This is a genomic window from Paenibacillus sp. SRL342 (assembly GCF_984798905.1).
This window is the reverse complement of sequence record NZ_OZ481790.1, coordinates 1,015,745-1,032,117: the sequence shown is the minus strand read 5'-3', so window position 1 is coordinate 1,032,117 and position 16,373 is coordinate 1,015,745. Positions and strand designations below refer to the sequence as shown.

The 16,373-nt window shown below is 45.4% G+C and carries 12 protein-coding genes; all 12 read right to left on the bottom strand.

Features of this window, described 5'->3' with window-relative positions:
• Positions 1-113 precede the first annotated feature (113 nt).
• The 12 genes from AC4E8D_RS04680 to AC4E8D_RS04625 all read right to left on the bottom strand — a co-directional run bounded on the left by AC4E8D_RS04680 (position 114) and on the right by AC4E8D_RS04625 (position 16,173).
• Positions 114-419 (bottom strand): PAS domain-containing protein, encoded by a 306-nt coding sequence (locus tag AC4E8D_RS04680; RefSeq protein WP_221818818.1) that lies wholly within the window; start codon positions 417-419, stop codon positions 114-116.
• A gap of 69 nt (positions 420-488) precedes the next feature.
• Positions 489-2,486, bottom strand: a complete 1,998-nt coding sequence (locus AC4E8D_RS04675; protein WP_339306912.1) for a methyl-accepting chemotaxis protein — start codon at positions 2,484-2,486, stop codon at positions 489-491.
• 336 nt (positions 2,487-2,822) lie between these two features.
• Positions 2,823-3,662, bottom strand: coding sequence for a MetQ/NlpA family ABC transporter substrate-binding protein (locus tag AC4E8D_RS04670; protein ID WP_490205899.1), 840 nt, complete (start codon positions 3,660-3,662; stop codon positions 2,823-2,825).
• A 64-nt stretch (positions 3,663-3,726) separates the two neighbouring features.
• On the bottom strand, positions 3,727-4,398 hold the full coding sequence (locus AC4E8D_RS04665; RefSeq protein WP_047841707.1) for a methionine ABC transporter permease: 672 nt from the start codon (positions 4,396-4,398) through the stop codon (positions 3,727-3,729).
• Positions 4,395-5,204 carry a methionine ABC transporter ATP-binding protein gene (locus AC4E8D_RS04660; protein WP_221818816.1) on the bottom strand — a complete coding sequence of 270 codons (810 nt, stop codon included), beginning with the start codon at positions 5,202-5,204 and terminating at the stop codon, positions 4,395-4,397. Before AC4E8D_RS04660 ends, AC4E8D_RS04665 begins: the two co-directional genes overlap by 4 nt.
• Positions 5,205-5,335: 131 nt before the next feature.
• On the bottom strand, positions 5,336-7,591 hold the full coding sequence (locus tag AC4E8D_RS04655) for an outer membrane protein assembly factor BamB family protein (RefSeq protein ID WP_490205898.1): 2,256 nt from the start codon (positions 7,589-7,591) through the stop codon (positions 5,336-5,338).
• Positions 7,592-7,740: 149 nt separating this feature from the next.
• Complete coding sequence (locus tag AC4E8D_RS04650; protein ID WP_221818814.1) at positions 7,741-8,535, bottom strand: energy-coupling factor transporter transmembrane component T family protein; 795 nt, start codon at positions 8,533-8,535, stop codon at positions 7,741-7,743.
• Positions 8,510-10,081 carry an ABC transporter ATP-binding protein gene (locus tag AC4E8D_RS04645; RefSeq protein WP_221818813.1) on the bottom strand — a complete coding sequence of 524 codons (1,572 nt, stop codon included), beginning with the start codon at positions 10,079-10,081 and terminating at the stop codon, positions 8,510-8,512. The genes AC4E8D_RS04650 and AC4E8D_RS04645 overlap by 26 nt, the downstream gene beginning before the upstream one ends.
• On the bottom strand, positions 10,082-10,675 hold the full coding sequence (locus AC4E8D_RS04640) for an ECF transporter S component (protein ID WP_036672660.1): 594 nt from the start codon (positions 10,673-10,675) through the stop codon (positions 10,082-10,084).
• Positions 10,676-11,187: 512 nt separating this feature from the next.
• Complete coding sequence (locus AC4E8D_RS04635; RefSeq protein ID WP_339182096.1) at positions 11,188-11,856, bottom strand: pectate lyase; 669 nt, start codon at positions 11,854-11,856, stop codon at positions 11,188-11,190.
• 341 nt (positions 11,857-12,197) lie between these two features.
• A complete protein-coding gene (locus tag AC4E8D_RS04630) occupies positions 12,198-15,032 on the bottom strand; it encodes an S-layer homology domain-containing protein (RefSeq protein WP_339306907.1) in 2,835 nt (944 codons plus the stop codon).
• Between the two features lie 265 nt (positions 15,033-15,297).
• A complete protein-coding gene (locus tag AC4E8D_RS04625; RefSeq protein ID WP_091016096.1) occupies positions 15,298-16,173 on the bottom strand; it encodes a radical SAM/SPASM domain-containing protein in 876 nt (291 codons plus the stop codon).
• Positions 16,174-16,373 lie beyond the last annotated feature (200 nt).

The following is a 16,373-nucleotide window of genomic DNA, read 5'->3' as shown; positions in this document are numbered from 1 at the left end:
ACACAAATCATAGTATGCCGTGCTCCCTTATTCAATTGACGATATTGACCATTTTCTTGAAAATAATTACTACTTTCAGCTAACATCCCCTTATCACCAAACAACGTTTTTTTTCATGAAAATTCATCATTAAATATACTGATATAAAAGAGAGAGTCATCCAAATGTACCGATGTTATGGTGACCTGAGCTTCCCATACTTCCTGATCAACCTTCATTAGTTTGGCTACGCCGGACCAGGTCTGATTTCCTCTCCAGTGGGTATCCATTAGCAATCGAGCAGGCTTACCTATGGTGCTCTCCCGTGAGAATCCTGTTTTGGTTACATAAACGGAATTCACATCCAGAATCACACCTTCCTCATCTGTAATCATGACCGCATCCGTTAGCAGTAAGAAGGCTTTGAGTTCCAGTTGCATGGTTGTCCACTCCCTCTAGTGAAACATGATGTGATGCTGTCCCTGTGATACTCACTTCTACGATCCCGTTTAATACTTAAACTGTCTAATCAGGCGCTGCAGCTCTTCAGCCAGGGCAGACAAGCCCCGAGCCGAGGAAGAAATCTGCTCCATCGCTGCCAGTTGCTCCTCTGAGGAAGCGGCCACTTCTTCGGAGGCCGCGGCGTTACCTGAAGCAATACCTGCCAGTTCATTGGACACAGCAGATACTTCCTGTACACCTGCTGTGATCTCTTGCGACGTGGCAGCAATCTCTTCAATCTGAGGTGTCGTTTCCCGCATGCTATCCAGAATGCGTTCAAACTTCCGAATGGCCTCTGTTGAGATTTCCATACCCTCTCCAACCTCTGTGGTCACTTTCTCCATCATGCGAACGGAAGCAGCCATATCTTCCTGTACTGCTGTGGTTAGCACGGTAATTTCATTGACGGATTGCCCGGATTGCTCTGCCAACTTGCGTACCTCCGCTGCTACAACGGCGAATCCATTCCCATGCGTACCTGCACGAGCTGCTTCAATGGATGCATTCAGCGCGAGCAGATTGGTCTGCTTGGCTATATTTCCGATTAACTCCGTGATAGCTGAAATTTGGTGTGATCGTTCATATAACGCGTGAATCAATTGGTTTGTCTGTTCTACCGTTTCTTGAATCGATTGCATCTGACTCACCGTCTGCTTGACGGTGTTGCCGCCTTCTTCCGCTTGTACCGTTGTATGTTTCGCCAAATCAGCGACATGTATGGAACGTTCGGCGATTCGTGTTATCCCAATTGTTATTTCATTCATGGCCTGATGGTTGTGGTCAATACCTTCAGTCTGTTTCTCGGCACCACTCGCAATTTCCTGAATGGCTCGCGCGACCTGCTCACTGGCCGCACTGGTTGATTCCGCACTCTGAGTCATCTCATCCGATGAGACGACAACCTGGCTTGTACTGTTTTCCACATTTTCAATCAGCACACGCAGATTGTGCTGCATTTTGCCAAAGGCATCACTCAGTTCACCAATCTCATCATGGCTTGTGCTAGTAATCGTTTGGGTAAGATCCCCTTCACTCACCTGGATCGCCTGATCCTTCAACTGACGAATGGGTCTAATGATGGATCGCATCACAAGCCAGATAATCACAATACCAACAACGAGGCAGGAGACAATAACAATAATCATTCGTTTTAGAATTGGTGCTGCCGCATCGTCTACCTCAGAAGAGAACATGGTGCCAGCGACCTTCCATCCCGTGGATGCATTCGTGGCGTAATACATCACTTTATCCGTTTGATCAACGGTATAGTTGGAGTTGCCCGATTCATTCGCATATACCGGTTTCCAAAAATCCTCTGTTGCATCTGTTCCGGGTTCTACCGTGGGATGGTAGATATACTTTTCGCTGGCATCCAATAGGATCAGATATCCCTGTTCTCCCACGTTAATTCCACTCACCAAGGTACTTATATTCGACAGATTCAGATCCAGCTGAACTACACCAGATTGGTCATTCAATGCCTTGGCGATGGTGATGGTGATTTCGTTTGTCTCGGCAGAAATATAAGGGTCTGTAACAATGACCTGCTCTGGAGTACTCATCGCTTCTGTGTACCATGGTCTTGTTCGCGGATCGTAATCTTCAGGCATTTCCGCATCGGAGGACATCAGGTAGACACCGGCTTCTGTTCCCACTCCTATGGTGATGATGTCTTTGTTCTGTGCAGCGTACCCCTTCAATTCGTTCACAACTCGAACCTCTGCATCTTCTTGACGTAATTCCTCGGCGAGTGTATTCGCATAATATTCAATGTGGTCGCGCTTGGCATTAATCGAAAGATCGATGGTCGCACTGGCAAGGTTCACGTTTTCCATTGCACTATGTAGAATTTGCTTCTCAACTTCATTCTTCGCACTGTTATAAGACAAGACTCCAATACTGAACGATGGAATGGCCAAGAAAGCAACAAAGGACACCACCAGTTTCGTCTTAAAGTTATTAAGGATCTTGTTGAACCAATTCGATTTGCTATTTTTGGGGGACAAATTTCTCTACCTCTTCCAGATTAATTTAGTTTTACTTGGTCTAGCTCTCTTAGAGTACAGAGCCCTCCTTCCTCAAGATATTAAAAATTAGGTCCTGCCTCTCGCAAAAGACAATTTTCGCACTAGAAATATTACTTAAATCTCTTAATTTATAATCCTAAAGAACTACTTTCAAACAAATTATACGAAAAAACTATTAAATAAAGTAACCCAGCGATATGACCAAATTGTTAAATTTTTAAATACTTGTTACAGTAACCTGCCGAATTCCATAAAAAAAGATCCAAGCGTTATCACTCAGATCTAAAGGTTATTTACATTGGACCAACGTATTCTCTATTTAAATGCCGGGATCGCAATATCTGCATATTTCTCTTCGAAGAAGGCTTTGACCTCTGGACCCGCCATGCGTTTAGCCAGCTTCTGGATCGCTTCGGAGTCCTTATTATCCTCACGGGCAACCATGGTGATGGCAAAATGGGAATCATCCTTCTCGGTTAACAGCGCATCCTTCTTCGGTGTAAGACCGAGCGGACTCGCATATGCCGGTGTCATGGCTACCAGATCAGCATCATCCATCATACGAGCCAGCATCAACAAGTCCACTTCCTCAAACTTGAAGTTCTTTGTATTCTCGGTGATGTCTGCCTGTGTGGCGTTAAAACCTACGCCCTCTTTCAGCTTAATCAACCCGTTCTGCTCCAGCATCACAAGAGAGCGACCAATGTTGGAGGGATCGTTCGCAATTGCAATCGTTGCACCTTCTGGCAATTCCTCAATCGTTTTGTACTTTTTGGAGTAGCCGCCATAGATGGCATTATAGATAGGCTGTACCGCCACCAGATTGGCATTGTTCGCTTCATTATACTGGGTCATGTAAGGCACGTGTTGGAAGAAGTTTGCATCTACTTCCTTATTCGCGAGTGCCGTATTTGGTTGAACGTTATCTGACAACACAACAACTTCCAGATTGACGCCATCTTCCTTCAATAGCGGTTTAACAATATCCAGTACATCTGTCATCGGTGGAATCAACGTGGCTACTTTCAGCGTAACTTCTTGCGCAGCTTGTGTATCTTCTTTTGTTCCTTCAGCCGCAGGTGTTTCTTCTTTTTTGCCACAAGCAGCTACAACCAGCATTACTGCAAGCAACATAAGCATCATTTTTGCTTTCATTTCATGTCTTCCCCTCATCGTATAATCTGTATTGGTTATTCGTAATAATGCACGGTCCAACCGTTCAGGATCTGCGATCCAGCCAGTGGGACAGTCTGCTACCTGTGAATTGGATCATCTGTACCAGGATAATCATGATGATGATCGTAAATACCATAATTTCCGTTTCGAAGCGTTGATAACCGTAGCGAATGGCAAAATCACCAACCCCGCCGCCACCTACAATGCCCATCACCGTGGAGTAGGAGATGAAGCTAATCGTAGCTGTCGTGAGTCCCAGTACAAGACCAGATCGTGCCTCCACGTACAAGAATTTCACGACAAGTTGCATCGTCGATGCCCCCATGGAAGCAGCAGCTTCAACCACTCCCCTCGGTACATCCAGCAACGCTTGTTCCACCAGTCTGGCGTAGTAGGCAATCGCAATGACCGAGAGTGGCACGGTTGCCGCCAGCGTACCGATGGACGTTCCCACGACAATCCGTGTGAATGGAATCATGAATACAACGAGCAGTAAGAACGGAAACGAACGAACGATGTTGACGACACTACCGAGTACAAAGGACAGCGTTTGATTCTGATACCGTTGTCCTCTCCGGAATAAGTACAGCAGTGTACCCAAAGGTAACCCGATCAGAACAGCTGCCGCAATGGAGATGCCCACCATGACAAAAGTCTCTCCGATCGCCTGCCATATCTCATGCTGATATTTCAGCACAGACTCAGGTAACCTCATGACTTGTCCTCCTGTTCTGCCTGACGGAAGAAAGACGAACCTGTCATCCCGTATTCGTCACCCGCAAGCAAGGAGGTCAGCAGATCAGGCTGCGGAGCAGGGATACTGCTCACTTCCGCTTTAGACAACGTACGAACGAGTCGCCCATCCTTCATGACGGATATCCTGTGACATAGTCTGCGAGCCACTTCCATCTCATGCGTTACTACAACAATGGTCACGCCCAGCGTTTCATTGATATGTCGCAGCACATCCAGGATACCGTTCGTGGTCTGTGGATCAAGCGAAGAGGTCGGTTCATCACAGAGCAGCACATCCGGACGACTGGCCAGCGCTCGTGCAATCGCCACACGCTGCTTCTGTCCTCCGCTAAGCTGAGCAGGATATTGACCCCCCTTGTCTTCCAGTCCAACAAACCGCAGCACCTCAAGTCCACGTTCAACTCGCTGTGCACGGGGCATACCCGCAAGCTCCAATGGCATGCAGACATTGCCAGTCACCGTTCGGTTACTGACCAGATTGAAGTGTTGAAAGATCATGCCAATGGATCTTCGTGCCTGACGCAGACTCTGTTCATTCATCTGGGTCAGGTGCTGCCCATTCACAACAACCTCACCATCATCCGGCTTTTCCAATCCGTTGAGCATCCGCAGAAGCGTGGATTTGCCTGCACCACTCGATCCGATGATGCCATGTATTTCTCCTTGTCCCACTTCGAGGGACACCGAGCTTAATGCTTCGAATCCCTGATCTGTACGGGAACCGCGCTCGTTATAACGTTTGCTTACACCATATAATGAGATCATGGAGAGTCCTCCCGTGAATGATCATGCATGGTTCTTCAAGAACACATGAAGAAAGCCCGCACAGCCGATAACCGGAGCGCGAGCAAGCCTGTTCATTTATAATAAATCAACATCCCTTACGAGACAAGCTTTTAAGGTGAGATTGCCTCCTGAAGGCGGCTGGCTTCATATACACGAAAACGTCCGTTGGACGAACCCACATACACTTCATTACCGATCCGGTTGATCGTTCCATTCTTCGCATCCCGGTCCCGGTGCTCCGGGTTTCCTATCACAACGTCATGTACACGACCTAGCAGTGCTCCATTCTTTTTGTTCATTACGAGCAAATTCTCGTCCATGGGCAGCAGCAACTGATCATCAATGACCAGATAACTTCCCTGATTCGTCGGATGCCTTAATGTTGCAATCGTATCTTTGGTATCCCAGCGCGTCTCCCCCGTTTTATAATCCAAAGCCGCCGGGTAGCCGTTCTTAATCACATACAACTGATCCTCTTCCACCAGTCCTCGTTCAATCTTGCCCTTGAGCGTCCAGCGTGTTTTGCCTGTCTTGGCATCATACAGGGTAGTTGTAAAATCTTCATATTCGCCGTAATGATCGCCGTTTTTGTTCTCACGGATCAACAATATGCCATCATTCAGCTCCTCAAATCTCTGTCCTGCCCGAGCAGGAAATTGTGCAAGCTTCTTTCCTGTGTTCAGATCAAGGAGCAGCCACTGATTATCCAGTGATATCCATCTTTTAGCATTCATGGTTGCAAAGGGGTCACGACGTTCGATTCCATCAAAATATGGATCATTCCCAAGTTGTTCTATGGTGGTTCGTTTTCCCTTTAAGCTCCATACGGTCCGGCCTGATTGCGGATCGGCTGCAATCAGCTTATTCTTTTCCCAAAACAACACATAGGGGTCATCTGCACTCTTGTTCAATAATTCATAACCCGTAGCCAGTTTTCGCGTCCACAATGTTTTTCCGTTTGCACTGTTGAGAACCGTTAACCAACTGTTGCTTGAGCTCTCAACAACCGGGTTATCCACAACCACAACGTTCTTCGCAGCGGTGATGCCATTTAGTCTAAAATTTTGCTTAGGGGTGTACGTCCAGGTAACCTCTCCATTCTTCAAGTTCAGATGACGAATACGATCCACGTATTTTTTCTTGTCAGGGTCATAATCGGTGTAGATTGTAACGTATTGGCGTGCTGTATCCACCTCTGCCTGCTGTCTTCCAAAGCCTCCATTGATCCCCCATAATTTCTGACCCGAATGTCGGTCAAGAGCATATATGGAACCTTCGTAGTAATCCCCGCTAAATCCACCGTCATCCCCTTTCATCAGGAGTACATCATCCGTGGCTGCTTGTAAAAAAGTGTAGTTAATATCCCCCTGGTTGGTCCATACCGGTTTCCAGGGGATTGTTGTCGGCAGCGTTGTGCCATAGATTTTTGTTGTGAACCCATATTCATCCGCCCGACTGATGTTCCAATCAGAAACGGCAGCATTTCGATTATCCTGTGCTAAATTCCATCGTGTTCTGACCAGTCTGCCATTCTTGTTGAATGTGACCAAAAATTGCCCATCTGCCCGCTCATATCTCCAGGTCTGTCCAATACTCATTGAATAACCCGTGAAATTTAGATTGCTTGAACTCTCCTTCCAATCCGGCTCGCCTAACCACCCAGCCACTTGTTTGGAGGTGGTTGCCTTGTCCAGCTTAATATCTGTCAGATGGCGTATAACCGAAGTTGGCAGCGATGCATCCTGTTGGAACCAACCATCCGCCACATTCATCCGCTGTTCTATAGCCTGTGCCTTGATCCAGAGGAGTCCTGGCCGATACGTGAAGGATTCTTTATTCCAGACTCGTGGGGCAATGGAGACCCCATACCATCCTTTCCACTTTGCAACAATAACAGCCTTATCTGTTAGCGCTTTCTCAAAAGACCAGGTTGTAGAACTATCCGGAGCCAGATACAGCTTACTGCCTGATTGGAGCGTGAAGCTTTGGGGAGCTGTTTCCGTCATGCTTCTGCTCTCCTTCAGTGCATACCAACTTGGCAGCCAAAAGTTTCCATGATCGGTTGACTTAAGCTGCACCCACTCGCCTCGAACCGAGGCCAACGTATACTTTTCGTTTTTTGTTGTATAGTATTCAATCCCCATCTGGTCAGCAGCCACACTGCCATCCCTCCTGTTTTTGAACAGAGGAATGTCATTCATAAGTGTAACGGGTTCTCCTTGTTTGTAGGCCAACTGTGTTGATAAGACTTGAGAACTTGCACCCAAGGCTTGTGGCGTTGTAGCCAACGCTTGTCCTCCAAGCACGACCATTTTGGAATCCAGCAGCATCCATCCCGTCAACAGCACAGCTGATAATCCAGTCATGGTAATCCATTTGTACCCCGTTCTCTGCCAGTCAGGACCCCTCTTCACTCTCGTTCATCCCCATCCATTAGAAGTTATTTCCAATAGAGACGCAGCTATAAGGAAAAAGTTACCGTTTACCTCAATATATTTCTATCTATCTCCCAATATTACCTCACATCCACCATCGTAGCATGATAAGGAAAGGTGACCCCAATGTAATAAGCCGCTGTTAAGGTGAGCATATAATAAAATACAAACCACAGATCAGCTCGCGAATAGCCAATCTGAATGTAATACGTCCGGCTTGCGCCATCCGTGAATCCCTTCGCTTCCATCGCTACCGCCATTCGCTGTGCACGGCGAATACTCTGTGCCAGCAGCGGAATAGCGTAACGCTTAAGTGTACCATACACATTCCAGCGAGAGCCACGTTGCCGTGTTCCACGAATACGAATGGCGTAACGGAGCGTCTGGAATTCATCCAGCAAAATGGGGATCATGCGCATCGCGGCCAGAAAGCTATAGGCATATTTTGCAGGAAGCCGCCACTGCTGCATCAGTGAATAAAACAGCCTTACCGGCTTCGTTGTCAGTCCGAACAGCAAGCCAGCCGCTGCCATGCTCAACGAGCGAAAACCCAAGTGTAGACCGCGATAGAAACTCTCCTCGGTTATGTGAATCAATCCCCACTTATACCATGTGGTCTCTCCCTTACCAAACATCATCATACCTGTGGACGTGGAGATAAACACCAGAATGAATGGTGATGCGTACAGCATCAATCTATACCACGGATGACCTGTCCAGCACAGTAACAGCATCATCGCCAACGCAACGTTGGCCATTACATTCAGATTGTGAATGAGGATAACGATGACAAACATCATCGTCAGAATGATCATCTTTAATCCCGGGTTGACGTTATGAAGCCAGGTTTCACGGTGAGGAAACGACAGTTGCATCAGTTAACCTCCCCTCATCTACCGTCCAGATTCGGGTGCAATATCTTTTTACAATTTCACGATCATGGGTAACCATAACAATAGCTGTTCCTTCACGCCGCAATTGCTCCAGTTGTGTTAACATGGCAAACGTATTACGGGCATCCTGTCCAAAAGTAGGTTCATCCAACAGCAGTATTCGCTGCTCTCTCACCAGTGCAGAGGCAACGCTCAAGCGTCGTTTCTGCCCCATCGATAATTGGTAGGGATGACGCTCGGAGAGGTCGATTAGTCCAAATTGATTCAACATATGATCAGTCCTGGCAAGTCTTTCTTCCGTTGTAAGCCTGCCCCCCAGCAATGAGAATTCTACTTCTTCCGCGACGGTGTTGGTCACAAATTGAAACTCCGGGTTCTGAAATACAAACGCGATTCGATCTGCAAGCTGCTCCGTTTTGCCAGAAGGCTGACCGTCCACCTCATAATGACCTGTTGTTTTCAGGATATTCATCAGAGATAACAACAATGAACTCTTGCCAGCTCCATTAGCTCCGACAATACCAATCCAATCCCCATGCCATACTTTGGCCTGTTCTACCTGAATGAAGGGTCTTTTCCCACGCCATCCGGTGAACTGCTGCAAGTCCAGTGCAGGCTGATAGGCGGGTGATACAGGCGATAAGGATGAGACGTGAGATATGGGGGATATACCCGGTGTATCGGATAAGCCAGACGATTGCTGTGTTTCCACACTTGAGATGCCGTGATCCACACGCACTTGAAGCTCTCCAGAAGCACTTCCCTCTTCTTGCTTAGCTGCCTGCTCGTGCTCATCCCACACACCCGGATACCAGATTCCATAAGCCTTCAGCTTGCCCCGTTCATCCGTAAATACCTGCTGTGCTGGCCCATCCGCCACAATCTTTCCTTCAGGTGATAACACAATGATGCGGTCGACCATATCTACAATCTTGTTTATTTTGTGTTCAACGATGATGATCGTTTTGTCACTGGCGATCCTTCTGACGGTATCCCACACCTGGGAAGTCCCCTCATCATCCAGCAGTGCAGTGGGTTCATCCAAAAACAATACCTCCGGGTCCATGGCAAGCATTGAAGCAATCACAAGACGCTGCTTCATCCCCTGAGACATGGACTGGATCAATACACGATTCTGTTCAAAGGATAACCCCACTTGTTTCAGATAATTTTCAATCAGAGCAGGCATCTCTTCACGCGAAATATTTCGGTTTTCCAGAACAAATGCGATCTCTTCATCCGTAAAGGACATACAGAACTGGGTATCCGGATCTTGAAAGACCACTCCTGCTTTGGCGGGAACCTGAATATCATCACATTTCATCGGAATCTCAACCGAACGTGGTATCAGACCGCTCAAAATTTGCAATAACGTCGATTTACCGGAGCCACTCGGGCCAAGCAACAGCACTTTCTCCCCTTGACGAACAGAGAGAGACAAGCCTTGAAATACCAAGGCTTTCTCTCCCGGGAACTTGCATCTTAGATTTGTCACACTTACCGCTTGCGAATTCCCCTCTCCGCTCATCTAATCCAGCGCCTCATAATCTTGTTTGGATACCGGTCTGAGTGAACGCGTTACACCGGTTAGTTCCAATGCTTTGGCGAGATAATAAGCGAACACTCCTGCAATCAAGATGCTTCCGATGAAGCGGAATCCGATAAATAACGTGTAGTTCCAGGCCGAGAGTGAATCAATATACCCGTACTGATAATCCAGCAAAAGCGAAGCCGCTGCAGCTCCTATGGCTGCAAGACAGGTGACAAACAGATTGGTTTTGCGATACAAAAATGCGGCGAAGAATATCTCTGCTCCCAATCCTTGCAACAGACCGTATACAAGTGTGGACATGCCCCATTCACTACCCAGAAAAGCACTTACCGTTGATGCCGCAACTTCGGCAAGAATAGCCACGCCTGGTTTACGAATGATAACAAAAGCAAACGTGCCCGCCATAAACCACATGCCGTAGATCATCTGCTCCGCATGAACGCCAAATGGTTTCATCAAGTCATATGTAGGTCCCCATATCTTGTAAATCACCCCAAACACTACTGCGATCACGATGGTTACCAGAATATCCGTTAGTTTCAATCGCTTGTTGCCTGCTGTTGTTGCCATGTTCTCTACGTCCTTCCTTTGTTCCCTGTGGGGTTTATCATAATAAACGAAAAAGCCTCCCCGGTTCCGGGAAGGCCTTACGCACAGTGTACATTCCTCACAATGATGTATGGGATGGATGTCGAAAATACGGAATATCAACCAGCTCCTCTCCGCCCTGGCAGATACACCACCACAGTTCAAAGAGGTCTGTTGTTCATCCACGTTCATTCTCACAATTCACCCTTACATATCGCAAATCCATGTTCTCTACGCTGGCATTACCCAGATCAGATGTACGGTCAGCGGCACAAGGCCACTCTCTCAGCCCAACTTCATTGAGCTCCCGGTTCACTTATTTCATTGCTTCTAATGTACATCAGATGGGTATTTGTGGCAATGGTCTCTACAAAAATCAAAAGTTGGCATAGGAAAAGGCATCCCCCTGGATGCCTTTTGGACATACTTCACGATGTGAAATAGCTACCTTATCCGTAGACGCCTTCAATCCGTATTCCAAGGTATCCCTGTTCTTAATATTGCGTGTTACCGGACTGGCTCGTTTTCCCTGAAGCAAACCCCTTGAACAACGTTGGCACTTTGGAATAACGGGTATTCGTAATTTTTCCTTGTGATGTGCTGCTGTCTGTACGCAAAATCGAATCTTTTACATTGGAAATGTTGGAGTTATCCAGCGTCATGTTAACTGCAAAGGAAGTTCCACCATTTTGGCGAACCAGCTTGCCAATATCGTCTGCACGGAAATTTTTGATGTTAATTGTTCCAGCTGCATTCATCTGGAACACTTTATCATAAGCCTTATATGCTGCCCCACCGGTAATGTTAACCGTTCCGGCAGACTTCAATGTCAGTGCATCCTCGCCCACGTCCTGCCAGACCACATTCGATATATTACAGTTGCCATAACAGTGAACACCATCAGCAGCTGGTGATCCGATATTTACATTTTTGAGCGTAGCCCCTGCCTCCAGACGGAAGACTGGCTTCTGATTTTCTGCTTGAGATCCGTCGCCCAGTGTGGAAGGATTGGCTACAAATGTTTTACCTTGACCGTCATAGGTCGTACCCTTTGGAACAACAATGGTTGAATTTACAACCGTAGGCGCAGCCGCAGCCGGAACGGCACCAAATATAGAAGCAACCAAACCAGCGGACAGTAACAACGTCAACATTTTTTTCATAACTTTATTCCTCCCTTATTCTCTCGTTATTTGGTATTGTACAAGCCTGAGCTTGTACTGGAAGATCGTCAGAGGTGCACCTCTGTCCGACCCACAACCTAATCCTACCAAATAAGGAAGGTAACTAGAATAATCATTAGATCATGTTTGTATTTTCCAGCATAGAGCATGATGTTTCAACATGCTTAGCGGTATCGTATCTACTTGTTATGTACCGATATCAACTTCGAATATGCTCTATTTAAGCCACCAAAAGATTTAGACACGAAAAAAAGAAACCCTTAGTCTTTTTAAGACAGGGTTTCTACATGATACATTTAAAACTAATCTAAATCCTCTATTTATTCTAGAGGTTCCAATTCATCTTCGTTAATTTCATCCGATGGTTGAAGTAAAGTCAGTGGGTCAACATTGGTAAATTCATTTACTGTTTCATAAGTAACCACGCCATCTTCAGAAACGATCATTCTGAGAACGACCCAGTATATTTCATTACCACTGGCATCTGCTACAGTATACGTTGCACTTGGAGTAGCTACAGCACCATGGAAAACATCAATTTTTGCACCAGATTTCTTAATTGTGCTTGATCCAGAAAAATGATGAACATAGAATGTATACGTTCCAGGAAGTAAGTGACGAATGGTTGTCGTTTCAGGTCCATAAGAAGTTACATCATCCAAGTCCAAATCGACCATAAGTTCGCCATTATTATAATATTGTTTATCAGAGTAGAACGTATGGAACATTCCCTCATCACCTGCAGGTCCTACTAGGTGTGAATCCAGATCCACTGGGTCTTTACCCCAAGTTAGTACGAAGCGAGTTTCATCTTGTGTAGGTATTTCTATAGCAGTTTGATTCTCACGTTTATTTTCCACATTTACTGCTGAGACACCAATGAGATAAGTTGTAATATATTTTGTATCTCCACCTCCAAGTTCACCTGTGTAGATGCCTGGGGGAAGATTAATATAATAATCTCCATAAGTATCCGTTGTTACAGATCCAACGATTTCACCTGTTTTGTTATCCAAACCTTTTCTAAACGAAATACTTAAGCCTGCAACCGGTGCTCCAGCTACATCCTTGATGTGGCCACCGAATCCTGTAAGTTTGATTGCACCACTTTGGCTTCCTGCAAAATGTGTTTTATTAACATCTGACTCCACAGTGATGTACAGTGTAGCTCCATAGCTATCAATAGCATCAAAAGTAAATTCGCCATTGCGGTACTGCAAGTTATTCAATTGTTGTTCTGCCCCATCAAAATAGGCACGAACTATGAAATCATTTGCAGTCAGTTCAGAAACATCCAAACCCTCAGAAAAATTCAACTTTGCACTTCCATTTGTAACTTGAATCCCTTTGAGTGTCGGATAGACTGTTCCTTCGTTATAGACTGCAACGGTTACTGGAACATTGATTTCGAAGTTTCCGTATTTGGCTTTTACCACTGTCGTACCGTTGCTTTTAGCTTGAATCTTTCCTGAGTCAACAATGGCAATAGCGCTATTCTCAACATCCCATCTTGCAAAGGAAGTGATATCTTTCTTCGCTGGGGAAGCGATCCCCGTGAATACGATTTGACGGGTCGAATCAATTGCCGACAACTCTGTTACTTGAGGAGCGTAAACTACACTAGTAACTGTAGGATCTGCCTCAATAGTTGGGAGTTGACTAAGTTGACTGAAATCGATGCCTTCTGCATTGACCAGAGCCGAGGATAACGTTCCAGCTCCAGAAAATTGTACAATTGCATTTAATATAGCGCGATTCACTACAGCACCATGGTTAATTTTAAACACGGTGTTCAATGCATCTTGGAACACTTCGAGATTACCAATGGTGGAGTTACCTCCAAATTCCACTGAAACTTGCTCTGCATGAACCATTACAGAGTCGAAGCTTCCACTGAGCACTACCGAAGAATTATGGGGAATCGACTCTGCTATTTCAATCGGTCCAACATCACCCGTGGAGACATTCTGTACGATTGCACCAGATCTAATCTCAATCTGCTGAACATCACTTCCACCTTCCAGGACCAAACGAATACTGCCATCCGCTTTGTCAACAATCACTGTTGCAAGAACCGAGTCCACTGCATGAATACTATTTGGTCCTCCGCCTTGAATCTCAGTAGTTCCCGTGACACTAACATTATCAAGAGTCACGTCACCATTTCCTACGGACTCAAGTATCTTCAGCTTACCATTTACTTTGGTGTTTTTTAGAACGACACCTTGGGAACTAATAGTTACATTTCCAGTTACATTACCAAGAGTATATGTACCTGGAGCAGAGAGATTATTACTAGGGGCTTGTTCCCCGCCTCCACTATTTCCACCATTGTTACTTCCGTTCCCTTTATCTCCGGAGCTGCTACCGCTATTTCCCTTACTGTTACCTTCAGAAGGTTTTGCTGTTTCAGGTTTTGCTTCATTTGAATCTTCAGTATCAATCTCTGTCTTGGCAGGAGTCATGTAACTATCATATGTAGACTTATTTATCACAAACTCATATGCAAGTCTCGCTAGCGCCTGTCGATCTGCTATGCCCGATGGATTAAATTTTACTGTTCCATCTTTTTGAACTAAACCTTTGATAAAACCAGATTGATAGGCAAGTGACACAGAATCTTTCGCCCAGTTAGATACTTGATCCAAATCTGAGAGTTGAGGCTTGGATGTTTGACTCGTTACATTTTGATGATCCCAACCAAAGGCTCTAACAAAAAATACAGCCAACTCTTCTCTTGTCACATTTTTATTAGGTGAAAAACTATCTTTGGAGGTACCTTGAGCAATTCCAGATTTGACAAGTGCACCTACATATCCGGTATACCATTGATCTTCCTTTACATCTGTGAATTGACTTGCTCCCACATTATCCGGCTTTAAATTAAGCGCTCCGACCATAATTTTTGCTAATTGGGCTCGTGTTACCGAATCGGAAGGTTTAAATGTCCCATCAGTAAATCCTGTGAGTATTCCTTGTTCTACTAATTTGGTTATTTCCGTTTTGGCATACGAATTATCAATGTCAGTAAAAGAAGTTTTAGATGTAGCCACTTCTGCCGATACAGATAAATTGATAGATAACATAGAAACAATCAGCGACGTAGAAAGCATTAACGATAGTTTGTGATTAAACTTTTTCCATTTTGAATTCAAAACTAAAACACACTCCTCAGTTGGCTTCTGGTAGGTAAATCCACTAATATATGAATCTTTAGAACTAATACACCTCCTAATCAATAGGATAATAATACCATGCATATTCATAAAAACAAGATTAATAGACTATGATTTTACAAAAAAGTTGTTATCCTGAATTGATTTCAATTCTTATTATCTACATGATTTCGCAATAAAGACAAAATGAACCTACCGAAACAAATATTTTCGGTAGGTTCATTTTGAAGTAAATTTATATATTCTAGGCTCCGAATCTCTGACGATAACCGCACTTTCGACACAACTCTTCCACAGCTTCACGTTTGGAGAAGCCATATACCAGATTGTTCGCTCGCTCACCCTCAATAATCTCCGAGAATGACTTCTCGTGCACATTACCAAGGTTAATGACACCCTCACCATCAAGACAGCATGGAACCACCGTTCCATCGACAAGCACAGCTGCCTGACCACGTAATGCATGGCAGAAGCCTTTGCCGTCATCTTCAGGTGCATCCAGGCTTGGCCACTGGAACTCATGGTCTTGATTCAGGTATACATTTGGGGCAATTTTGACCCCGCTGCCTGGAACCACTTTCTCCTCAATGCGGAAGTCCAGATTGAACTCACGTTCCAGCACTTCAAGGGTCTCCCGATTTCGATTCATCTGAGCATTCGTGAAGTTATCCTGCGTCAGATTCCACAGCCGGAATGAGATGATGACATTGTGCTTCACCGCTTCGTGTACAAAAGACAGAATGTTGCTCAGGTATCCGTCACGGTCAGTTGAACCTTCATGCCCATCGAAGCTGTGCAGAGAGAAGTTCATCTGTCGCAGCGCCGGTTTGCCAAGCAATTTATGCTGAGTCTTGGGCAGCAGCGTACCATTCGTTGTAATGTTCACCTTGAGTCCCTTCTCATGTGCGGAATCAAGCAGCAGATCTATTTTGGGATGCAACAAGGGTTCGCCTTTGACATGTAGATAAATATGATTGGTGTGTGGTTTAACTTGTTCCAGTATATTGTTGAAGACTTCAGGGTCAATGAATCCTTTGGCACGTTGTGTCTGCGGACAGAAGCTGCATGCCAGATTGCAGATACTTGTGATCTCAATATATACTTTTTTGAACGTTTTCAACTCGGGTCCCCATTCTGCTTCGGAGGGAGCAATCCCACCTGCATTTGTGATCCGGCCAATATGCGCCATCCCTATTATATCGGGTTCATGAGCCAAGGTAAATTGTTCAGTTGTTCAGGTCTGACTCCAAATTCATCTCAAGAATTCCATCAAGCTGCCTCTTTACAGTTCATGTTCGAGTGATATATGCTGAACACATA